Source organism: Pantoea sp. ICBG 1758, from assembly GCF_002928325.1.
Lineage (GTDB): Bacteria > Pseudomonadota > Gammaproteobacteria > Enterobacterales > Enterobacteriaceae > Pantoea > Pantoea eucrina.
On the sequence record NZ_POWL01000008.1, the window covers coordinates 37424 to 57762 of the forward strand.

Below are 20339 nucleotides of genomic sequence, written 5' to 3' on the forward strand. Positions count from 1 at the left end.
AGATGAAAGCCTGGCAGCGTCAGTTTATTGAATTTGCCCTGAATAAAGGGGTGCTGAAATTTGGTGAGTTTACCCTGAAGTCGGGGCGAAAAAGCCCCTACTTTTTTAATGCCGGCCTGTTTAACAGCGGACGCGATCTGGCCCTGCTGGGGCGTTTCTATGCGCAGGCGCTGGTTGACGGCGGTGTCAGTTTCGACCTGCTGTTTGGCCCGGCGTATAAAGGTATTCCCATCGCCACGACCACCGCCGTGGCGCTGGCCGACCATCACGATCGCGACGTGCCCTACTGCTTTAACCGTAAAGAAGCAAAAGATCACGGTGAAGGCGGTTTGCTGGTGGGCAGCCCGCTGGAAGGCAAAGTGATGCTGGTTGATGATGTGATCACCGCCGGTACGGCGATTCGCGAATCGATGGACATTATCAGCGCGCATCATGCCACGCTGGCTGGCGTCCTGATTTCACTCGATCGCCAGGAGCGCGGGCGCGGGGAGATATCAGCGATTCAGGAAGTCGAGCGCGACTATCACTGTACGGTTACCGCCATTATTACCCTGAGCGATCTGATTGATTATCTGGCTGAGAAGCCGGAGATGGCAGACCATCTGGCGAAGGTACGCGCTTACCGTAACGAATACGGTATCTGAAACCGCGCTGCGGCCGCCATCAGTGACGGCCGCAGCATGCGCGCTGATGCACGCCTGGCCCGGCAGGCAAGAGGTTAAATCAGCTGCGCGGCTATCAGCGGCCAGCGGCTGTCAAACTCCGCGGTCGGACTGTAGCGAAACTCAGAACGGACAAAGCGCGACAGCAGGCCTTCACAAAACGCCAGCAGCTGGCTGGCCAGCAGGGCCTCATCTGTCCGGAACCCCTCTCCGTCGCGGATTTTCTTTTCGCGCATCACCTGACGCATCTGCGTTTCAATGCGCTCAAACAGCTGGTTGATACGTCCCTGCAGGCGATCCTGTTCAAACATCAGCGCGTGGCCGGTCAGAATACGCGTCAGCCCCGGATTACGCTCACCAAATCCCAGGATCAGCTGCACAATCAGACGCAATCGTGTCGTGGTCTCTTTTTCGTCATTCAGGATCAGATTGATGCGGGTAATCAGACTCTCTTCGATAAACTCAATCAGACTGTCAAACATCCGTGTTTTACTGGGGAAGTGGCGGTAGAGGGCCGCCTCGGAAACGCCTACGTTAGCGGCCAGCCGGGCGGTGGTAATTCGCTGGGTGCCATCCCCTGACTCCAGCATCTGCGCCAGCGTCTGCAAAATCTCTTCGCGACGATTCCTTTTCGCGACTTTTTTCTCTGCCATGACCTTCAACACCCCTGAAATTCATTAAATACAGGCAATACCTGCCTGTCTGCCACAGGTAATTACCTGCAGCGACATGCGTTAACAAGATGGCTAAATGAAGAGTGGTAACTTACTGACGGCCAGAGTGGCCAAACCCGCCTGCACCGCGATCGCTGGTGTCAAAATCTTCGACCAGGTTAAATTCCGCCTGTACTACCGGCACAAACACCAGTTGCGCCAGACGATCGCCCGGCTGCAGGGTAAAGTGCTCCTGACCGCGGTTCCAGACTGAAACCATAAGCTGTCCCTGGTAGTCAGAATCGATCAGGCCGACCAGATTACCAAGCACGATACCGTGCTTGTGGCCCAGGCCGGAGCGCGGCAGGATCACCGCGGCCAGCGTCGGGTCAGCGATGTGGATGGCGAGGCCGGTTGGTACCAGGGTAGTCATACCTGGCGCGATCTCCAGTGCCTCATCAAGGCAGGCGCGTAAGTCGAGACCTGCAGAACCAGAGGTGGCGTAAGCGGGCAGCGGAAAGTCGCTGCCAACGCGCGCATCAAGAATTTTAACGTCTATTTTTTTCATCATAACGGCTGACTATCTCGTCTATTAACTGTTGGCCAAGGAGCGACTTATCGCTGAGCGGTAAGCGTTTTTCTCCCTCCTGCCAGAAAAGGTGAAGCGCATTGGTGTCGCTGTTAAAACCCTGACCCGCCTGCGCGACATCGTTAGCGCAAATCAGATCCAGATTTTTCCGTACGCGTTTTTGCCGCGCGTATTCTTCCACATTCCGGGTTTCGGCGGCAAATCCCACCACGTAGGGACGATTCTCCTGCAGTGCCGCCACGCCGGCGACAATGTCCGGATTCTTCACCAGCTGCAGCGTGACGTTATCGTCGTCACCCTGTTTTTTCATTTTTTCAGCTGCAACGGTTGCCGCGCGATAGTCCGCCACGGCGGCACTGGCAATAAAGATATGCTGCTGGCCGATTTGCGCCATGACCGCCGCCTGCATCTCCAGCGCGGTCGTCACGTCGATACGCTGCACGCCGGCGGGGGCGGCCAGCGTGACCGGACCGGAGACCAGCGTGACGCGCGCACCGCGCCGGGCCGCGGCGGCGGCTATCGCGTAGCCCATTTTGCCTGAGCTATGGTTGCTGATATAGCGCACCGGATCCAGCGCTTCGCGGGTCGGACCCGCGGTAATCATGATACTGAGATGCTGCAGATCGCGGGCTGGCTCGGCCCACTCAAGCGCATGCGCCACAATCGCCAGCGGATCGAGCATACGGCCTGGTCCTGTGTCACCGCACGCCTGGCTGCCGCTATCCGGTCCCCAGATCATGACGCCGCGCTGCTGCAGGCGCTGCAGGTTCTCCTGCGTAATGGCGGCACGGTACATCTGCTGATTCATCGCCGGTACCAGCGCCAGCGGCGCGTCGCTGGCGAGACAGGCGGTAGTCACCAGATCGTTAGCCATCCCGGCAGTTATGCGGGCGATTAAATCAGCCGAGGCGGGAGCCAGTACAATCAGGTCAGCCCATTTCGCCAGCTCAATATGGCCCATTGCGGCTTCGGCAGCGGGATCGAGCAGGTCATCAAACACCGGGTAGCCGGAGACCGCCTGCAGACTGAGCGGGGTAATAAAGGCGCGGGCTGCGGAGGTCATCATTACGCGCACCTCGGCGCCGCGATCGCGCAGACGTCGCACCAGCTCCGGCGCTTTGTATGCAGCGATACCGCCGCTGACGCCCAGCAGAATTTTTTTCCCGGCTAATCCAGTCATGTTGTTTGCCTCAACTTAACGCATGATGCCGCGCCCGGCGCAGCAGACAGGCCAACTTTATCATAAAACCGCCCGGCCGCCTGTTCACCGACCGTGCCCTTTGCGAGGCATCTCTGAAAAGAGAAATGCAGCACTGGCATCGCTGACCGCCAGCGCGCATCCTGACGCTCCGCCACAGGGAGTAGCGCAATGAAGAAACTGGCACCACGGGAAAAACTGATACAGGCGGGCGCAGAGTCGCTGGATGATGCCGAGCTGCTGGCGATTTTTCTGCGCACCGGTACGCGCGGCATCAGCGTTATGACGCTGGCGCGGCAGATGCTCAATGAGTTTGGCTCACTGTATCGCATCATGACCGCCAGCGAGCGAGAACTGAGCCTGATTAAAGGCGTTGGCCGGGCAAAGCTGACCCAGCTGCACGCGATAGCCGAGCTGGGACGGCGTTTTTTTGCCAGCCAGCTGGCGCGTGAAAATGTGATGGAGAATCCGCAGGTCACACGTCACTATCTGCAAAGCGTACTGGCGCATGAGAAGCGGGAAATTTTCATGGTGCTGTTTCTTGATAACCAGCATCGCGTATTGCAGGCGCAGAAGATGTTTTCCGGCTCAATCAGCAGCGTGGAGGTTCATCCGCGCGAAATTGTGCGGGAAGCGCTGAAAATTAACGCTGCAGCGGTGATTCTGGCGCACAATCACCCTTCGGGACACGCCGATCCGAGCCGTGCCGATCGGGAAATTACCACCAAAATTGCCCAGGCCTGCGCGCTGCTGAGTATTCGCCTGCTGGACCATCTGGTGATCGGTCACGGCGAGTTTACCTCATTCGCTGAGCGCGGCTGGCTATAGTTTTACGCCTCAATCGGGCAGAAATGCGGCGTTTTTGCGCGATCCGGAGGGATCTTTATCTGTTCGGGACTTGAGCACTTGAGCTGAGCGGCGTATACTACGCCACCTTTGAGAATCTCGGGTTTGGCGTTTGGGCCAGCTTAGCGGGTTCACATGGAACTCGCCTGGCGGGCTAAGGCCTGACGAGGCGGCCAAAACCTATGTTTTTAAAGCTCGAGCTGATTTGATTTTTGGAGAATAGAAATGTCACGAGTCTGCCAGGTAACTGGAAAGCGTCCGGTGACCGGTAACAACCGTTCCCACGCAATGAACGCGACGAAACGCCGTTTCCTGCCGAACCTGCACTCTCACCGTTTCTGGGTTGAGAGCGAGAAGCGCTTCGTTACTCTGCGTGTATCTGCTAAAGGTATGCGTGTTATTGATAAAAAGGGCATCGATACGGTTCTGGCCGAAATCCGCGCCCGTGGTGAGAAGTACTAAGGAACTGAATCATGGCTAAAGGTATTCGTGAGAAGATCAAGCTGGTTTCCTCTGCTGGTACAGGTCACTTCTATACCACCACGAAGAACAAGCGTACTAAACCTGAGAAACTGGAACTGAAAAAGTTCGATCCGGTTGTACGTCAGCACGTGATCTACAAAGAAGCCAAAATTAAGTAATTTTGGTGTTCTTGCGAAAAACCCGGCTCCGGCCGGGTTTTTTGTTTGTGCGCTATGTCAACACGTTGAGGAGATGCGATGCCTGAATTACCTGAGGTAGAAACCAGCCGACGCGGTATTGAGCCTCACCTGGTGGGGGAAACCATTCTGCACGCTATTGTGCGCAATGCGCGCCTGCGCTGGCCGGTTTCCAGTGAAATACACGCGCTGAGCGATCAGCCGGTACTGAGCGTGCAGCGGCGGGCAAAGTATCTGCTGCTGGAGCTGCCCCATGGCTGGATCATCATTCATCTCGGCATGTCCGGCAGCCTGCGCATTCTGCCCGGTGAACAGCCGGCAGAAAAGCATGACCATGTCGATCTGGTCATGAGTAACGGCAAAGTGCTGCGCTATACCGATCCGCGACGTTTTGGCGCGTGGCTCTGGAGCGCCGATCCGGCGGGCAGCAGCGTGCTGGCCCATCTTGGACCGGAGCCGCTGAGCGACGCCTTCAGCAGTGACTATCTGTTTACCCGCTCGCGCGGCAAGCGTACCGCCATCAAGCAGTGGCTGATGGACAATAAAATTGTGGTCGGGGTGGGCAATATTTACGCCAGTGAGTCGCTGTTCACCGCCGGTATACTGCCGGATCGGGCGGCGGGAAGCCTGAGCGAGGCGGAAGCGACGCTGCTGGTGGACACGATAAAAGCGGTGCTGCTGCGCTCCATTGAGCAGGGAGGCACCACGCTGCGCGATTTTTTACAGACCGACGGAAAGCCTGGCTATTTTGCTCAGCAGCTGCAGGTTTACGGCCGCGCTGGCGAACCCTGCCGCGCCTGCGGCACGCCGATCCTCAGCGGCCGGCATGGACAGCGCAGCACCTTCTGGTGTCCGCACTGCCAGCACTGATCACGGCTGCTGCAGTCTGGCCAGCAGCGCCTGATGAATGACGGCAGGCAGGAATGCCTGTACGTCACCGCCGTGACGCGCCACCTCTTTAACCAGCGATGACGACACAAATGAGAAGCCCTGCGACGGCAGCAGAAACACCGTTTCCAGCGCGGGCAGCAGATGGCGGTTCATCTGTGCCAGCTGTGATTCGTACTCAAAATCAGCCACCGCCCGCACGCCGCGGACCAGTACGTTCGCCTGCTGCGTCCGGGCAAAATCAGCCATCAGCTCATTAAAGCCCACGACCTCAACGTTAGTCAGGTGCGCTGTGGCCTGACGCGCTAAATCGACGCGTTCGTCCAGCGTAAACAGCGGTTTCTTACCGGGGCTGGCAGCAATCGCCACGACCAGGCGATCAAACATGCGGGCCGCGCGCGTGACAATATCAAGGTGTCCGAGCGTCATCGGGTCAAACGTGCCGGGATATATCGCTTTCGTACTCATACGCGGCCTTGTGCAGAAGTATGGTGCAGCGCCCAGAGCGCGGCATATTTATTGAACGTGTACTGTGCGTTAACCACTGCCAGGATCCAGCCCTGCTTCCCGTCAAGAAAGCCGGCGCGCAGCAGCAGCGTTTTAGCAAACGCCCCCAGCGTATGGGAGAAAATGGCGAACAGGCCGCAGCGCTTGCCGCGCTGAAAGCGCTCCTGCGCCCAGGCTTCGGCATAGTTCATCTGCTTACGCTGAAACGTTATCAGATCGCGGCAGGTGAGGTGCGCCAGATCGCCAGGCAGCGCCACCACGGGCGCGCCCTGCGTCTCCAGCGACTCATGCACCAGATTGTCGTTATAGCTGAGATGGCGCGGATAGAGACGCATCACGCGATCCGGATACCAGCCGCTGTGACGCATAAAACGGCCGAGGAAAAAATTGCTGCGGCTAAGGCTATAAACCGTGGCAGAAGGCGGCTGGCACAGCACCTGCTCAATTGAGCGGCGCAGCGCCGGAGTCACGCGCTCGTCAGCATCCAGCATCAGGATCATCTCTCCGGTAGCGAATGCCTGCGCGCGCTGGCGCTGCTTGCCATAGCCTGCCCACGGCAGCGCTTCATACACCTGCGCGCCCTGCGCCCGGGCAATCTCTGCAGTGGCGTCACTGCTGCCCGAATCGAGCAGGATAATTTCATCGGCCCAGGCAACAGATGCCAGCGCGTCAGGCAGAAGTTCAGCTTCATTCCGGGCGATCATCACGACCGAAAGACGTTGGCGTTGTGACATAAATTAGTGTGCTCGCGGTGGCAGATGAGGCTCCAGCAGCTGCAGCAGGCGCTGCAGCGCGCCCTGATTCTGATGCAAAACCTCAACGGCGTGACGGCCATAATAGCGACGATAGTCATCATCCTGCAGCAGATTGGCGACCTCTTTCTCCAGCGCAGCGGCGTCGCTGACCGTGATCAGCCCCTCTGCCTGCTGCAATTTGGCGCAGATATCTTTGAAGTTCCAGGTGTGCGGCCCCATCAACACCGGGATGGCATGAGCAGCAGGTTCGAGCGGGTTATGACCGCCGCGTTCAACCAGACTGCCGCCGACAAAAGCGAGGTCGGCAATGCCATACAGCAGCATCAGCTCGCCCATGGTGTCGCCAATCACGACCTGTGTGGCGGCGGAAGGAACCGCACCGCTGCTGCGCAGCATAAACGTAAAGCCGCGCTTTTGCGTCAGATGGCACGCATCCTTAAAGCGTTCCGGATGACGCGGCACCAGGATCAGCAGCAGATCGGGAAACTGCTGCAGCAGCTGGCGGTGGGCATCCAGCACGATGGCCTCTTCACCTTCGTGAGTGCTGGTGGCAATCCACACCGGACGGCGCGATGCCCACTGACGCCGCAGCGTAACGGCTCTGGCCGCCAGCTCTGGCGTAACGGAGATATCAAATTTCAGGCTGCCGGTGACCGCCAGGTGCGACCGTTTCAGGCCCAGGCTGAGAAAGCGGTCGCCATCTTCGCTGTTCTGCGCCGCGATAAGCGTGATGCTCTGCAGCAGATCGCGCATAAAGCCACCCAGCTTTTTATAGCCGCGGGCGGAACGCTCAGAGAGACGGGCGTTGGCGATGACCAGCGGAATCTCGCGCTGGTGCAGGATGCGAATGATATTTGGCCACAGCTCGGTTTCCATGATGATCACCAGACGCGGATCAACCGTATCCAGAAACCGGTTAATGGCACCGGGCAGATCGTACGGCAGGTAAACATGGTGCACATCTTTACCAAATGCCGACTGCGCGCGCTCTGAGCCGGTGGGCGTCATGGTGGTCACGGTGATGGGCAGTGACGGATAGCGATGGCGCAGCGCCCGCACCAGCGGTACTGCAGCCAGCGTTTCACCTACCGATACTGAATGCAGCACGATACCGTGCGGCTCAACCTTGCCGGTGCAGTAGCCATATCGCTCAGCCCAGCGTTTACGGTAGGCCGGCGCTTTGCGACCGCGCAGCCACAGGCGCAGCCAGATAAATGGCTGAATCAGATAGAGCAGGGCGGTATACAGGGTCGTCATAGTTATCGTTACGACATATTCGCGTCAAAAAACCGGAGAAAGGCGGCATACTATCAGAAATTCACCGCCTGCTCACATCACTTCGTCAGCGCTGGCTCAGCACGCGCTGGTAGAGCGAGGTCAGCGCATCTGCCAGCCGCTCAGGCCCGTAAGGTTCCACCCGGCGGCGGGCGGCGGCGCCCATACGGTTGTCATCTGACAGGGCAGGCACCGCCAGCACGGCCTCTTTTAACGCGCGAATATCCAGCGCGTCGCAGACAAAGCCCTCTTCACCATGGCGGATAAACTCGGCTCCGCCGCAGCCAGTGCTGGTGATCACCGCCAGTCCGCAGGCCATGGCTTCCAGAACCACATTCGGAAACGGATCGTACAGCGTTGGCAGCAGCAGCGCATCGGCGGCGTGATAGAACGGCTGCACATCCTGCTGAACGCCGGCAAAGCGCAGGCGGTCAAGACAGTTAAGCTGGTTTGCCAGCTGCTGATAGCGCGACAGCTGTTTATCCTGACCGACCACAATCAGATAGCGATCGGTTTGCGCCACCGCTTCAATTGCTGCTTTCAGCCCCTTGCGCTCAAACCCGGAGCCGACGTAGATCATCACGTGCGCGTCCTGCGGCAGCCGCAGCTGATGGCGCGCCGCATGGCGCAGGCTGGATGTCGCGGGCTGAAAGCGTTTGCTGTCAATGGCATTGTGGATCACGTGAATATTGCCGGCATCCAGCGTGAAATGGCGCAGGATATCCCGCTTCACCATCTCAGAGTTGCAGATCACCGCTTTGAGTGACGGGTCGTTAAACATCTCCGCTTCAGCCTGCAGCACATAGCGATGGTACGGGCTGAGCGCTGCGCTCAGACGCTGCCACGGGGAAACAATGCGCGCCCGCTGCTCTAACCAGACCCGATGCACGCCGTCGCCGGCACGAAAAATATCGCACCCGGCGATGCGCTCGTGACTCTGAACAAGGTCAAACTGCTCCCGCTCCCAGCAGGCGCGCGCTGCACGTGCAAAACCGCGTTCGCGGGAGATACGGCCAAACTTTGCCGGGTTGCAGATATGCAGATGCCAGGCGGGATTGGGCGCGCCCTGCCAGCTGCGGGTAATGATATTGAGATCCAGCTGCTCGCTATCCAGCGCTTCCAGCGCGCGTGAAATAAAGCGTTCGGCCCCGCCGTCCGGGCGATATTTCTGCCGGACGATAGCCAGACGTATTTTATTCATGCAAATAGCTCCTTGCGGCGGTCAGCACATCGGCGACCGGAATCGCGGAAAGATAGCGCTGCTCCGTGCGGGTGTCGATCGAGTCGGGCGACGGCAGCGGTGCATAATCACCTGCCCAGATCACCCGGTTATTATTGCCCCACGGGCGCCAGTGCTGCAGCTTTGTCGGTCCGAACAGCGCCAGGCAGGGCGTATCCAGCGCCGCGGCCATATGCATCGGCGCAGAGTCGACACCAATAAAGAGCTGCGCCGCGTCGATTAGCGCGGCCAGCTGCGGCAGCGACAACTGGCCGGCAAGGGATACCACGCGTGAGGCGGAGCAGAGCGACTGAATATGCGCTATCATCGCCAGCTCTTTTTTATCCGGCGCTGCCGTCAGCACCAGGGTATGCCCTTCATCAGAGAGCGCCGTGATCAGCTGCGCCATCTTTTCATCGTCCCAGCATTTAAATACCCAGCGCGACGTAGGCTGCAGCACAATAAACGGCCCGGCGATCTGCTGCTGCGCCAGCAAAACATCTACTTTCTGCCGATCGGCTTCGCTGAAATGCATCGACGCGACTGCATTTGTTACGTCGATTCCGAGCGGAGCCAGCGCGCTCATATTCTGTTCAACCGTATGCAGCTGATGATGCCGGGTGGTAGGGACGCGCTGATTGTGGCACCAGCGCCAGAGGGCGTTGTCGCGTTTGCGATAGGCAAAGCCGATGCGCACCGCAGCACCTGACAGGCCGGTAATAATGGCGCTGCGCCACTGGTCGGCGAGGTTGATCACCAGATCGTAGCGGCAGGCGCGAACGGCGGAGAGCAGCGCCAGTTCATGGCGCAGTTTCTGCAGGCTGCCCTCTTTTTTCCAGCTGCGATCGATAATATGCAGCTGGCGAATTGCCGGATGCGCTTCCAGCATCGGCCGGGTTTCTTTATAGAGCAGCACATCGATATGTGCATCAGGATAACGCGCGCGCAGCGCATTGATGACAGGCGTTGTCAGCAGCATGTCACCATGATGGCGCAGTTTGATCACTAAAATAGATTGTGGTGTGAACCGGGCTGGAATCGGGCTTGCCATACTTATTGATCTCAGGATTCAGTGAGCCGATTGTAGGGCAAACCCGAAAGGGGTTAAAGCGAGCAGTGGTGCTTATTTCTGGCGCCAGCGATAAATGCGGCTCAGCCACAGCAGCAGCTGATACCACTGTTTCAGGCCGCGCGCATTGCGCAGCATACGTTTATGCGTCCCTGTACTGAACAGATCCGCCAGCATCGCCTGCCGTGCTTCCGCTTCAGGCTCGCGCCGGATAGCGTGACAGACGCTGAGCGCTTCATGCGTGATCTGGTAGTGAAATGCCGGATAAATGCGGATATGACGGCGATAACGCTGGTTCAGCTCTTCCAGCATCCGGGCAATTTTCAGATAGTGACGCTGATACTCTACGTTGCGCTGGCCGGTGCGTTTACGGTTGCTGATGGAAGCGTCATGCATGTAGTAGCGATAGAGCACGCGATCGGTATAGCGCACGCGCGTGGCGTTAAACATAAATTCCGTGGTCCAGGGAATATCCTGATGATGCAGTCCCGGCTCAAACAGCAGATTGCAGCGCGTAATCAGCTCACGGCGATAGATGCCGAGCCAGACAACATGCATGTAACGCCGCGTTTTGAGCGCGGTGTTCAGCCACTCAGGTCCGCTCAGCACAGCGGTGCTGGTGAGACGATCGTGAGGAATAAGCGGTCTGGTACGCTGGCTCGCTTTGAAATACCACTCGGCGTTGCACTGTGCTGCGTCAAGTCCATCACGCTCTGCCATCTCCGTCAGCGTCTGATACATCGCTGCATCCATGGTGTCATCGGCGTCGGGAAAGCTGACGTACTTACCGCGCGCGATCGCCAGGCCGGCATTTCGCGCCCGTGACACGCCGCCGTTGGCCTGATGGATCACACGGATATGCGGATAGCGCGCAGCGTAAGCGTCTGCCTGCTCGCCGGAGCCGTCAGTTGAGCCATCATCGACGATGATGATCTCAAGGTCGGTCAGCGTCTGAGCTAACAGCGCCTGAAGGCAGGCAGCAAACTCAGTGCCGGCATTAAACATCGGGATGATAAGGCTGAGTAATGGCGTGGAATGTTCTGGCTGGGCTGTCATGAGGTCATTTCATTGTTTCGGCGCGCCAGACGCTGCTGCTGTCGGGTGCGAATAAAATCGTGGATATCACTCAGCTTACGCTGATCCAGGTTGAAAAGCTGTTCAACCGGATGCGCGAATTTATATTGCGCATCAAATACAAAAGAAGAGGGCGCGATATGGTCAGGACCAATCAGCAGTACATCGCCCAGCGGCCTCTGCTCTTCTACGCAGCAGGGACCATAAATCAGAATCACCGGTACCTGCTGTGCATCAGCGATGTACACATTGCCGGAATCGGAGGCGATATAAAAATCCATTTCGCCGATAACGGCCGGCAGCGCTTCCAGCGACACTTTCCCCACCAGACTGATCAGGTTGTCGCGATGCCCGGCTGTTTTGAATAGCTCCTGAACGCGCGATTGTTCATTTGGCGCACCAAAAGCAAAAAAGGTGCAGTGAAGATCGCTCAGGTGGTCAAACAAACGCTGCCAGATAGCTGGCGGAATGGTTTTAGCCTGATTACCGGCGGTCACACTGATACCGATACGCGTTCCCGCGCACGCTGTGATCTCTGCGGGCAGGGAAGCAGGCTGCCATAGCGGCAGCGTCGCGTGTTTGGGGTAGCTCTCTTTGGTGAAAGAGCGATCGGCCAGCTTCAGATAGTTTTCCAGCGTCAGCGTATTTTTTTCATGCTGCACTTCGCCGCTTGCGGTGTAATAGAAGAGGTTCTGATATCCCTTGCGGCGATAGCTGGACAGAAACTGCTTATTATCCGCATTGCAGCAGGCGGCAATAAACAGATTCAGGTTGGTCGGGTGCAGCAGATAAACGTTGTCGTAGCGATTGAGCAGATGCCAGACTAACCTGAGCTTTTTCAGCAGGCCAGAACGATACTCTTCGATATACCAGATGTGTTCAAGGGTAGTGTCATTGCTGGCGAGCGGCGCAACGCTTCTGCTCAGCAGCGCATCGCTTTTCCCGAGGTGCGTGAGCAGCGGAGTGATATTAATAAAATCGCCAATTTTGGCGGTCTGAATGACCAGGTTTTTTCCGCTACGCGTCCGGAACAGCTTCATTACCCATTTAATCGGGCAAAAAATGATAAATATAATAATGTAGGTCAAGCAATTATCCCCATATTCTGGCCGCATCCCATCGGGGATTTCTTAATTCGAAACATGGCGTGCCATTGAAAATGATGTTTCTGTTACAGGATCCAGCTGCAGATATTGCTGACAAATAGTAGCCAGACTATAAATGCTCAAATCGAGGTGCTGCAAATCGGGGGGGCTGGCATACACATCGCGCATTTTTTCTGCCAGCGACGCGGCGTTCAGATCGGCCAGACAGCGGGAGAGCGGGCCGGTCAGGATCTCAGCCGGGCCACCGGGGCAGCGTGTACTGACCACCGCCGTGCCGCAGTGTAAAGCCTCAACCAGCACATTGCCAAACCCTTCGCTATCTGAACTCATAACCAGCATCTGAGCATGGCGGATCCACGGATAGGGGTTTTGCTGAAAGCCTTCGAAGCAGACGCGCTCTGAAATTCCCAGGTCCCGTGCCTGCTGGCGTAACGCCTCCAGGAGTTTCGCGCTGCCCTGACCCAGCAACACCAGGGGAGCCATTATGCCGCTGCGTGCATAGGCCTCAAGCAAGCGGTCCTGACGTTTCGCCTCATGAATGCGTCCTACGTGGACAAGGTAATTCTGGCCGGCCAGCGGGCAGGGCCCGGCCGCCAGCTCGTCGAGCCGATCGAAGTCGAAAGGATTGAAAATAACGCGGGTCAGGCGTGGCCTGACGCCGACATTCTTTATCAGATCATCGATAACATATTGCGACACGCCGACCAGCTGACGCCCCTGATAGACATAACGTATTTTTAGCTGCTTTAACCAGCGGGAAAAACCTGTTTTACGTCCCAGATAGGAGGCAGAAAAGACGCCGTGCAGGCAGTACCAGGTTTTAGCTGAATCAAGCGATCGGGCTCGCCTGACAATGCGATCGGTTTTGTGCAAGTGGGAAAAGATTAAACTGAACTTGCCGTTCAGCGCTTCACTCTGGCGTACCGCCTCATCCAGCAAGCGCGCACGGCGTACGGTTTCTGTCATTTTTCGCCACGGGCGGACGCTGTGATCGCACACCACCTGATAATCCACGCCTGCAGGGATAGGGTAATCGCATATTTTTCGCAGAGAGAAAATCGAGACACGATGTCCTAGGGAAATAAAACCCTCAGCCAGCGTTAAGACGACTTTTTCGGCGCCGCCGCCGGGCAAACCATCGATCACCATTAAAATGCGTTTCGACAAATTATCTACCTCTGCCTGCCTGTCAGCCTGGTGGTGAAACTGATCTATTATCTTTCCGATATGAGTACGTTTATCGGCAAATGAACGAATGCTGTAAAAAGTCTGCCATAACTGCGCGCGGTAAGCAGCTAAAGATAAATCCGCCCTGCTTTTTATTCACGCTATTCTGGTTTAATCAGAGCGCTGCTCCCTGACCCGGCCAGCGGCGCTGGAAAAGTTTGCGCCTGCCACAGGCGGTGCGTACCATAGTGATGATAACAGTGAAATATACCGGACAAGTTATGGAAAAGCCTGCCTTTTTGATTACCCTGGATACGGAAGGCGATAACCTGTGGCGCAACCGCAGCGGAAAGGTGACAACGCATAATGTCAGCTTCCTGCCCCGCTTTCAGAGGCTGTGCGAAAAGTATGGCTTCAAACCCACCTGGCTGACGAATTACGAGATGGCGAGCGATCCTGCCTATGTGGAGTTCGGACAGGATCTACTGGCCCGCGGACAGGGGGAGATCGGTATGCATCTTCACGCCTGGTATAGCCCGCCGGAATATGAACTGACGCAGGATGACTGGCGTTATCAACCCTATCTGATTGAATATCCTGAGTCCGTTTTACGCGATAAGGTCGCTTTTATGACGGCGTTGCTGGAGGATGCATTTCAGCAAAAAATGACCAGTCATCGCGCCGGTCGCTGGGCCTTTAACGAAGTTTATGCGCAGGCTTTAATCGATAACGGTTATCTGGTTGACTGCTCCGTGACGCCCCGGGTCAGCTGGCGTAATTCATCCGGCGCCCCGCAGGGGAGCGGAGGAACCGACTATAGTCATTTCCCCGATCGCGCTTACTATATAGACACCAGCGATATCTCAAAGCCGGGTAACAGTTCGCTGCTGGAGTTGCCCATGAGCATTCAGTATCGCTATGGCGCGATGACCAACCAGTTTAAAAAGGCGTGGAATCAGCTGCGTGGCAAGCCGCGTGGTCCCTCAGTTAACTGGCTGCGCCCGACCGGCGGCAACCTGAATGAAATGAAAAAGGTTGCTGCGCAGACGCTCGATCAGGGCAGTGATTACATCGAGTTTATGCTGCACTCCTCTGAATTCATGCCAGACGGCAGCCCCACGTTTAAAACGGAGGCGGACATCGACAGGCTGTACGACGATCTGGAGCAGCTGTTTATCTGGCTTCAGCCGCGTGTACAGGGAATGACGCTGACAGAGTATGCCTTGCATAAAAAAGCTCATGCACGCTGATGCGTTTCAGATTTGCGCTTTCTGAACCGGCTCTTCAGGTATGAGAAGAGTGTATCGACCTGAGGAAAGCGCAGCTGCAGATATTTTTTTGTCCTGCAGTTGCCCTTGCATATTATTGCCGCTGCGCGGAACAGCGTGATGGCAGAGCGTTCATAATAGTAATAGCCGTAGATGATTTTCGACATACTCTTTATTTCTTTAAAGCAGTCCATCAGCATATAGGATGCCAGACGCTGACGAGAATTATCTTTATCTTTTGCCCAGGCAAGCATTTTCTGCATGGCAAAGGTCAGATCATCGATATCGCTTTTTCTGACATTGCGCGTAATACCGCTTTTGTTATCGCGGTAAAAATAGAGCGTATTGTCCAGATGCGTAATCTTATCTGTCCTGAAATAGAGGAAAGGCGTAAAGATAACATCTTCGTAGCGCCTGCCTGATGCGAAACTTTCACCGCTCAGCAGAGCGCGGCGGTAAACCCGGTTCCACAGATGCCACATCGATTTTTGGAACAGGGGTTCAAGGCAATCTATCCCCAGAGTCTGAAAGTCATAGGCGATATATTTTACATCGACTTTTTCCGTCTCATCAGGCGGCTGATGTTCAAAACGCTGATAGTTAAAGTCGATTAAATCATCATTATCAGCCAGCAGCAGCGGCCTGATAACCGCAATATAGTGTCTGCTGATAATATCGTCTGCATCAATAAATGTGACAAACTTTCCCTGAGCCTGCTGCATGCCGGTATTGCGGGTATCAGCAATCCCACAGTTCTTCTGCTGCAGAAACCGAACTGCCTGGTGCTGTTGTGCCTGCAAAAAATTTTCTATCACGCTGACTGAGTTATCTGTTGAACCATCATCAATAATGATGACCTCAATGTCAGATTCAAGTTGCGCAAACAGCGATTGCAGGCAGGGAATAATAAACTCCCCCGCATTAAAGCAGGGGATAATGATGCTTAAAACAGGCGGGGTCGATTTCGTCATTGATTTTTTTCCTGATGATGCGGGCCTTTCATCATGGAGAAAGCAAATATAATAGTGAGGCAGTAGATCAGCGTACATTCTGTACTAAAGAAAATCACATCACTTAACCCATAACCGATCAATGCCAGCGCCAGCGTCAGTAAAAGCGCATTGCCGCCGCGCCTGAATGCATAAACCAGCAGCATAATATAGAAGTTCACCAGTGCCAGCGCGCCGGCGATACCCTTTATCGAAAAGGTTTCCAGCACTTCGTTATGCATATGAACCGTCAGGTAGGGTAAGGCGCCATAGAGTTGTGGCTGCTGCTGAATGATCTTTCTGGCCAGCAGAGCCCGCTGTTCGGCTGACTGGCCCGCAGGTGACTCGATGCCGGTTTGCAGAGCAATAATCTGCATGCTCAGGCGGGAGACAACTGAGTTTTCACCGCGGTTTTTATGCATATCTGCAATATTTTGCTGAAACTCGTCGATGCGATTAGCAATCTTTTCTTTGAATATCAGCGAGCCGGCGATAAACAGCGCTGGAATAATGACAAAAAGCGCGATTTTATATCTTCTGCTGATAACATTTTTTGAAAATAAGACTAGTATCAGGGCCATTACGGGAAAAAGAAGCATTGCCGCACGCGTGCCGGTCAGAATAATGGCAAGATAACTAAACAGAAAGGCTGCAGGAAAAAGGAAAAGCTTAAGTTTGTTTTTCTGCAACAAAATTGCTTTGAGAAACAATAAATTAACAGCACTGATGATATAGGCAGCCATGGTGGCCCGATCAAAGTTCAGCTCAACGCGGCGCAGATGCAGCCAGACGCCCTGATAGATGGCATAGGCATTAACCGCCAGGCCAGTCAGCAGTGCGGCAAGGATGGCTTTTTGGCGCAAATCGCTTTTATCATTTAAAACAAAGAAAAGAATAAGTGCGCCCGATATCTGCAAGCGGCCCGTTGACTGATACTGGCGATAGAGGCTGATAAAGTCACCAGGCTGTTTATAGACCGCGGTCCAGATGATACTGGCGATACCCACCAGTAACATAGCTACAGGCAAAGCGATATTTATTCGCAATTTAGCGTAATATAAGGCATGGGTAGCCAGGGTAATAAAAGCAATATAGCTGGTTATATAAAATACGTTGCGGCCAAAGCTGCCACCAAAGGGCGCTGTAAGCAGCGCAGTTGCGCATCCAAAAAATATCAGGGTACTTATTGCTGAGTGAGGAGCTTCACGCCTTGCCAGGTAATTACTGATTTGCATTTTTTGTATTCGCAATCTCGGTTAAGGAACTCTCTATTTCATGTCTGAAATACGCATAGTCAAAGTGCTTCATAGTCCAGCTTTTAGCGTTTTCACTGTATGTCTGATAGTTCTCTTTTTGTATCAGAAATTCAAACGCATCAGCACAATCGATATGAGAAAGCAGCATCGGTTCTGTCATGTCATCTTTTATCGGGTCATACACCTGATAAGGGAAATTGACATCAATTCCCGTAAGCTGCTGATGTTCACTCAAAGAGACTTTTGGTGCTAAGCCGACGCCGCAAATTTTGTCTGCAATCACTTCAGGCTGCCCGTCGACAAAAGGAAAAATTACAGGTACGCCAAAATAGAGTGCTTCCATACATGAGAGCCCAAAAGGCTCGGTCACCGGCGTGCTCATGTAAATATCAACGCGATTGAAAAATTCGGCAATATTATGCTGAAAACCACTGAACCTGACACGCTCTGCTATGCCAAGCCGCTGCGCTAAATCTTCAAATGCTTCACGGTCAGGGCCTTTGCCGGCAATTTCAAGCGTGACATTGTGCCCGCGCGTTAACAGCTCTTTCATCATCAGTAGCGAAACGGAGATCCCCTTCAGACCCACCTGACGTGATGCCGTTCCGATTCTGACTGGCTGGCTAAGCTGCCGCACTGCAGGATCTATTCCCTGAGGCGTAACGAGACGGTTAATTACGACTTTATGCAGGCAGGGCAGATTGAAGCGGTGCTGCATTACTCTGGACGACGCCCGGGAAGCGGAAATAACCCCATCCAGCATGGCCATAAACGCAAGCGTCTTGCCGTTCTTTGGATAACGCCATGAACAGCCGTGATCGTAATAAACCAGTTTTGCCTTGCGGGGTTTAGCGGTAAGCCGGGGAACCAGATCCCAGACGATAATCATATCGGCATTACTGGCATTTACGCGTTTTTGCAGCAGGTGCTTGCGCAGAAACTGCGGGCTTTTCAGACGAAAGCGCGAAAACAGCCGGTTAGCGAAGGTAACGTGCTGCCGGGGCATCTGCTGCAAAATATCCGGGTCGATCTGATTGCTGATGCAGATGACGTCATCGCTTCCGTCAGAGACATCATTAATGTACTGAAGGAACAGCCGCTCAACGCCGCCCATTTTACCTAAGTTGATAATGTGCAGTTTCTTCATGCCAGCACCTGCTTTAATGTCTCCAGCACCGTATCCGGCATGATATCTGCCATGCTGTCACCCTGAACCGGGCGCAGCGCATGCTGGTTTCTGCCGTAACCGCCAATCAGACCCGGATCGGTGGGACCGAACAGCGTAATATTGGGTCTGTCCAGCGCGGCGGTCAGATGGCTGAGCCCGGTGTCGACGGAGACCACTGCGCGCGCGCCTGCCAGCTGCTGCGCCACCTGCTCCAGCGTCAGTTTTGGCAGGACTTCTACATGGGAAAAGCCCTCTGCCAGCCGCTGTGCACGCTGCTGTTCATGTATTGCACCCCACGGCAGCCTGATTTGCAGGCCGGTGGGCTGCAGCAGCCTGATCAGCTCACGCCAGTGCGCTTCCGGCCAGTGTTTATTGTCGCGGGTTGTGGCGTGCAGAAACACCAGCCAGGAGGGGGCTGCTTCGATCCGGGGAGTCAGAAAATGTGCCGCGATGGCGTAATCGCCCTGGGTGGCAGGCTTTTCATAGCCCAGACTTTTCGCAAACAGCTCACGCGTGCGCTCAACGGCGTGCTGCTGCTTGCTGACCTCATGGCGCCTGTCGTACCACCAGCTCGCAAAAGGCTCACGCGCGCTGCGGCTGTCCAGACCATGCTTCGTGCCGGTTGCCAGACGCGTCACCAGGGCTGCGCTTTTAATCAGGCCCTGTGCGTCAATAACCACATCATACTGGCGCGACTGCAAATTGCGCTTAAACGCGACGCGCTCTTCGCGCTGCTGACTGCCAAACCAGTGTTTGCGCCAGCGACGGATTGCAACCGGCAGGACTTTATCTACGGCAGGATGCCAGCCGGGGATCTGAGCAAAATTCTCTTCTACTACCCAGTCAAAGCGGATACCTGGCAGCGCCTGCATGGCGTCAGTAAGCGCGGGTAGCGTATGGAGAACATCTCCCATCGAAGAGGTTTTAACGATTAAAACGTGCATGTCTGCTCCTGCGCCGGCTGTAGCAGCGCGCTCAGGGTCTGATGCACGCGCGCAGGGGTAATGTCGATCAGGCTCTGATGATAACCCTCAGCGGCATCGCCTTTACGCACTTTGTGATAGCCGCTGATTAGCCGGATAACGCGGGCCTGACGGGAAAGCGGCGGCGTGAAATCCGGGCTGCTCGGGCCATACAGCGCGACCAGCGGCCGGTTGAGCGCTGCCGCAATGTGCATCAGACCGGAATCGTTGCTGACCACGGCGCGACAGTGGGCGAGCAGGATCACGGCCTGTTCCAGCTGCGTCTCACCCGCCAGATTTTTGCCGTGCGCACGCAACGGCTCAGGCAGCGCCTGCAGAATCGACTCGCCGGTGTCGCGATCTTTGGCTGAGCCAAACAGCACGACCTGGTAGCCTTCTGCGATCAGCTGTTCCGCCAGGGCAGCATAGTGATAATGCGGCCAGCGTTTCGCCGGTCCAAACTCTGCTCCCGGACAAAAGCCGATAACCGGACGATCGGTGGAGAGGCCAAACTGCGCAGCCGTCATGCGCTTTTCGTCGTCCTCTACGCGCAGCTGCGGCCATAGCAGCGGCTGTGGCAGCTGCTGAGCGGAGGTTACCGGCGTGTCATACGCCAGGGCAACATAGCGCTCTACCATTAGCGGAAACGCCGCTTTGTCCAGTACCCGCACATCATTGAGCACGCCGTAACGCATTTCACCGCGCCAGCCGGTGCGGCGCGGTATGCCGGCGAAAAAGGGGACCAGCGCCGATTTAAACGAGTTCGGCAATACGTAAGCGCGATCGTAACCGCTGGCCTGCAGGGTTTTGCCGAGACGACGGCGTTCGCCCAACGCCAGCGCGCCGTGCCCCAGCGGCATCGCCAGCGCCTGATTCACTTCCGGCATGCGTGACAGCAGCGGGCGGCACCACGCGGGTGCCATCACATCAATGACCGCATCAGGATGCGCCACCTTGAGAGTGCGATAGAGACTTTGCGACATCATCATATCGCCGACCCAGGAAGGGCCAATAACCAGAATTTTCATC

Annotated in this window: 22 protein-coding genes; 6 read left to right on the forward strand and 16 right to left on the reverse strand. The window is 55.7% G+C overall.

Annotated features, from left to right (window positions below; translation table 11 throughout):
* Positions 1 to 2: 2 nt before the first annotated feature.
* Entirely contained in the window at positions 3 to 644 is a 642-nt protein-coding gene (gene pyrE, locus C1Y41_RS18275; protein WP_039381285.1) for an orotate phosphoribosyltransferase, read from the forward strand.
* A gap of 74 nt (positions 645 to 718) precedes the next feature.
* Here the strand turns inward: pyrE and slmA are convergent, their stop codons facing one another.
* From slmA to coaBC, 3 genes are all read right to left on the reverse strand, one after another.
* Positions 719 to 1315, reverse strand: a complete 597-nt coding sequence (gene slmA, locus C1Y41_RS18280) for a nucleoid occlusion factor SlmA (RefSeq protein WP_094111963.1) — start codon at positions 1313 to 1315, stop codon at positions 719 to 721.
* Between the two features lie 112 nt (positions 1316 to 1427).
* Entirely contained in the window at positions 1428 to 1886 is a 459-nt protein-coding gene (dut, locus tag C1Y41_RS18285) for a dUTP diphosphatase (RefSeq protein ID WP_039381277.1), read from the reverse strand.
* Positions 1864 to 3084, reverse strand: a complete 1221-nt coding sequence (gene coaBC, locus C1Y41_RS18290) for a bifunctional phosphopantothenoylcysteine decarboxylase/phosphopantothenate--cysteine ligase CoaBC (RefSeq protein WP_104086046.1) — start codon at positions 3082 to 3084, stop codon at positions 1864 to 1866. Before coaBC ends, dut begins: the two co-directional genes overlap by 23 nt.
* 189 nt (positions 3085 to 3273) lie before the next feature.
* Here coaBC and radC point away from each other — a divergent pair, with 189 nt between their 5' ends.
* The 4 genes from radC to mutM all read left to right on the forward strand — a co-directional run bounded on the left by radC (position 3274) and on the right by mutM (position 5477).
* On the forward strand, positions 3274 to 3930 hold the full coding sequence (gene radC, locus C1Y41_RS18295) for a DNA repair protein RadC (protein ID WP_104086047.1): 657 nt from the start codon (positions 3274 to 3276) through the stop codon (positions 3928 to 3930).
* Positions 3931 to 4173: 243 nt separating this feature from the next.
* A complete protein-coding gene (rpmB, locus tag C1Y41_RS18300; protein WP_010616494.1) occupies positions 4174 to 4410 on the forward strand; it encodes a 50S ribosomal protein L28 in 237 nt (78 codons plus the stop codon).
* An 11-nt stretch (positions 4411 to 4421) separates the two neighbouring features.
* Positions 4422 to 4589: a 50S ribosomal protein L33 gene (gene rpmG / locus C1Y41_RS18305; RefSeq protein ID WP_001051798.1), complete on the forward strand. Its 168-nt coding sequence runs from the start codon at positions 4422 to 4424 to the stop codon at positions 4587 to 4589.
* A gap of 78 nt (positions 4590 to 4667) precedes the next feature.
* Positions 4668 to 5477, forward strand: a complete 810-nt coding sequence (mutM, locus tag C1Y41_RS18310) for a bifunctional DNA-formamidopyrimidine glycosylase/DNA-(apurinic or apyrimidinic site) lyase (RefSeq protein WP_104086048.1) — start codon at positions 4668 to 4670, stop codon at positions 5475 to 5477.
* Here the strand turns inward: mutM and coaD are convergent, their stop codons facing one another.
* The 8 genes from coaD to C1Y41_RS18350 all read right to left on the reverse strand — a co-directional run bounded on the left by coaD (position 5478) and on the right by C1Y41_RS18350 (position 13649).
* On the reverse strand, positions 5478 to 5963 hold the full coding sequence (coaD, locus tag C1Y41_RS18315) for a pantetheine-phosphate adenylyltransferase (protein WP_039381263.1): 486 nt from the start codon (positions 5961 to 5963) through the stop codon (positions 5478 to 5480).
* Positions 5960 to 6736, reverse strand: a complete 777-nt coding sequence (locus C1Y41_RS18320) for a glycosyltransferase family 2 protein (protein WP_071668649.1) — start codon at positions 6734 to 6736, stop codon at positions 5960 to 5962. The genes coaD and C1Y41_RS18320 overlap by 4 nt, the downstream gene beginning before the upstream one ends.
* 3 nt (positions 6737 to 6739) lie before the next feature.
* On the reverse strand, positions 6740 to 8014 hold the full coding sequence (gene waaA, locus C1Y41_RS18325) for a lipid IV(A) 3-deoxy-D-manno-octulosonic acid transferase (protein WP_039381256.1): 1275 nt from the start codon (positions 8012 to 8014) through the stop codon (positions 6740 to 6742).
* Positions 8015 to 8099: 85 nt separating this feature from the next.
* On the reverse strand, positions 8100 to 9233 hold the full coding sequence (locus tag C1Y41_RS18330) for a glycosyltransferase family 4 protein (protein ID WP_104086049.1): 1134 nt from the start codon (positions 9231 to 9233) through the stop codon (positions 8100 to 8102).
* The gene (gene rfaQ / locus C1Y41_RS18335; protein ID WP_039381252.1) at positions 9226 to 10302 is read right to left on the reverse strand and encodes a putative lipopolysaccharide heptosyltransferase III; all 1077 of its coding nucleotides are present in this window, start codon (positions 10300 to 10302) and stop codon (positions 9226 to 9228) included. Before rfaQ ends, C1Y41_RS18330 begins: the two co-directional genes overlap by 8 nt.
* A 72-nt stretch (positions 10303 to 10374) precedes the next feature.
* Entirely contained in the window at positions 10375 to 11376 is a 1002-nt protein-coding gene (locus C1Y41_RS18340) for a glycosyltransferase (RefSeq protein ID WP_104086050.1), read from the reverse strand.
* Positions 11373 to 12482: a glycosyltransferase family 9 protein gene (locus tag C1Y41_RS18345; RefSeq protein WP_104086051.1), complete on the reverse strand. Its 1110-nt coding sequence runs from the start codon at positions 12480 to 12482 to the stop codon at positions 11373 to 11375. Before C1Y41_RS18345 ends, C1Y41_RS18340 begins: the two co-directional genes overlap by 4 nt.
* Before the next feature lie 42 nt (positions 12483 to 12524).
* On the reverse strand, positions 12525 to 13649 hold the full coding sequence (locus C1Y41_RS18350; protein ID WP_104086052.1) for a glycosyltransferase: 1125 nt from the start codon (positions 13647 to 13649) through the stop codon (positions 12525 to 12527).
* A 299-nt stretch (positions 13650 to 13948) separates the two neighbouring features.
* On the opposite strand from C1Y41_RS18350, the gene C1Y41_RS18355 reads away from it, so the two are divergent.
* On the forward strand, positions 13949 to 14917 hold the full coding sequence (locus tag C1Y41_RS18355; RefSeq protein WP_104086053.1) for a deacetylase: 969 nt from the start codon (positions 13949 to 13951) through the stop codon (positions 14915 to 14917).
* On the opposite strand, the gene C1Y41_RS18360 is transcribed toward C1Y41_RS18355, so the two are convergent.
* From C1Y41_RS18360 to rfaF, 5 genes are read right to left on the reverse strand one after another with little or no spacing between them, the layout of a single operon-like run.
* Positions 14905 to 15906, reverse strand: coding sequence for a glycosyltransferase (locus tag C1Y41_RS18360; protein ID WP_104086054.1), 1002 nt, complete (start codon positions 15904 to 15906; stop codon positions 14905 to 14907). The two genes, C1Y41_RS18355 and C1Y41_RS18360, sit on opposite strands and share 13 nt — an antisense overlap.
* Positions 15903 to 17159: an O-antigen ligase gene (locus C1Y41_RS18365; protein ID WP_039381241.1), complete on the reverse strand. Its 1257-nt coding sequence runs from the start codon at positions 17157 to 17159 to the stop codon at positions 15903 to 15905. Before C1Y41_RS18365 ends, C1Y41_RS18360 begins: the two co-directional genes overlap by 4 nt.
* The gene (locus tag C1Y41_RS18370) at positions 17146 to 18327 is read right to left on the reverse strand and encodes a glycosyltransferase (protein WP_039381240.1); all 1182 of its coding nucleotides are present in this window, start codon (positions 18325 to 18327) and stop codon (positions 17146 to 17148) included. Before C1Y41_RS18370 ends, C1Y41_RS18365 begins: the two co-directional genes overlap by 14 nt.
* The gene (rfaC, locus tag C1Y41_RS18375) at positions 18324 to 19292 is read right to left on the reverse strand and encodes a lipopolysaccharide heptosyltransferase RfaC (RefSeq protein ID WP_104086055.1); all 969 of its coding nucleotides are present in this window, start codon (positions 19290 to 19292) and stop codon (positions 18324 to 18326) included. The genes C1Y41_RS18370 and rfaC overlap by 4 nt, the downstream gene beginning before the upstream one ends.
* Complete coding sequence (gene rfaF / locus C1Y41_RS18380) at positions 19280 to 20338, reverse strand: ADP-heptose--LPS heptosyltransferase RfaF (protein WP_071668642.1); 1059 nt, start codon at positions 20336 to 20338, stop codon at positions 19280 to 19282. The genes rfaC and rfaF overlap by 13 nt, the downstream gene beginning before the upstream one ends.
* Position 20339: the final 1 nt, after the last annotated feature.

Bases quoted from the DNA above. Each gene is read 5' to 3' on its own strand.
- pyrE (WP_039381285.1), top strand. From the start codon at position 3: ATGAAAGCCTGGCAGCGTCAGTTTATTGAATTTGCCCTGAATAAAGGG.
- slmA (WP_094111963.1), bottom strand. From the start codon at position 1,315: ATGGCAGAGAAAAAAGTCGCGAAAAGGAATCGTCGCGAAGAGATTTTG.
- dut (WP_039381277.1), bottom strand. From the start codon at position 1,886: ATGATGAAAAAAATAGACGTTAAAATTCTTGATGCGCGCGTTGGCAGC.
- coaBC (WP_104086046.1), bottom strand. From the start codon at position 3,084: ATGACTGGATTAGCCGGGAAAAAAATTCTGCTGGGCGTCAGCGGCGGT.
- radC (WP_104086047.1), top strand. From the start codon at position 3,274: ATGAAGAAACTGGCACCACGGGAAAAACTGATACAGGCGGGCGCAGAG.
- rpmB (WP_010616494.1), top strand. From the start codon at position 4,174: ATGTCACGAGTCTGCCAGGTAACTGGAAAGCGTCCGGTGACCGGTAAC.
- rpmG (WP_001051798.1), top strand. From the start codon at position 4,422: ATGGCTAAAGGTATTCGTGAGAAGATCAAGCTGGTTTCCTCTGCTGGT.
- mutM (WP_104086048.1), top strand. From the start codon at position 4,668: ATGCCTGAATTACCTGAGGTAGAAACCAGCCGACGCGGTATTGAGCCT.
- coaD (WP_039381263.1), bottom strand. From the start codon at position 5,963: ATGAGTACGAAAGCGATATATCCCGGCACGTTTGACCCGATGACGCTC.
- C1Y41_RS18320 (WP_071668649.1), bottom strand. From the start codon at position 6,736: ATGTCACAACGCCAACGTCTTTCGGTCGTGATGATCGCCCGGAATGAA.
- waaA (WP_039381256.1), bottom strand. From the start codon at position 8,014: ATGACGACCCTGTATACCGCCCTGCTCTATCTGATTCAGCCATTTATC.
- C1Y41_RS18330 (WP_104086049.1), bottom strand. From the start codon at position 9,233: ATGAATAAAATACGTCTGGCTATCGTCCGGCAGAAATATCGCCCGGAC.
- rfaQ (WP_039381252.1), bottom strand. From the start codon at position 10,302: ATGGCAAGCCCGATTCCAGCCCGGTTCACACCACAATCTATTTTAGTG.
- C1Y41_RS18340 (WP_104086050.1), bottom strand. From the start codon at position 11,376: ATGACAGCCCAGCCAGAACATTCCACGCCATTACTCAGCCTTATCATC.
- C1Y41_RS18350 (WP_104086052.1), bottom strand. From the start codon at position 13,649: ATGGTGATCGATGGTTTGCCCGGCGGCGGCGCCGAAAAAGTCGTCTTA.
- C1Y41_RS18355 (WP_104086053.1), top strand. From the start codon at position 13,949: ATGGAAAAGCCTGCCTTTTTGATTACCCTGGATACGGAAGGCGATAAC.
- C1Y41_RS18360 (WP_104086054.1), bottom strand. From the start codon at position 15,906: ATGACGAAATCGACCCCGCCTGTTTTAAGCATCATTATCCCCTGCTTT.
- C1Y41_RS18365 (WP_039381241.1), bottom strand. From the start codon at position 17,159: ATGCAAATCAGTAATTACCTGGCAAGGCGTGAAGCTCCTCACTCAGCA.
- C1Y41_RS18370 (WP_039381240.1), bottom strand. From the start codon at position 18,327: ATGAAGAAACTGCACATTATCAACTTAGGTAAAATGGGCGGCGTTGAG.
- rfaC (WP_104086055.1), bottom strand. From the start codon at position 19,292: ATGCACGTTTTAATCGTTAAAACCTCTTCGATGGGAGATGTTCTCCAT.
- rfaF (WP_071668642.1), bottom strand. From the start codon at position 20,338: ATGAAAATTCTGGTTATTGGCCCTTCCTGGGTCGGCGATATGATGATG.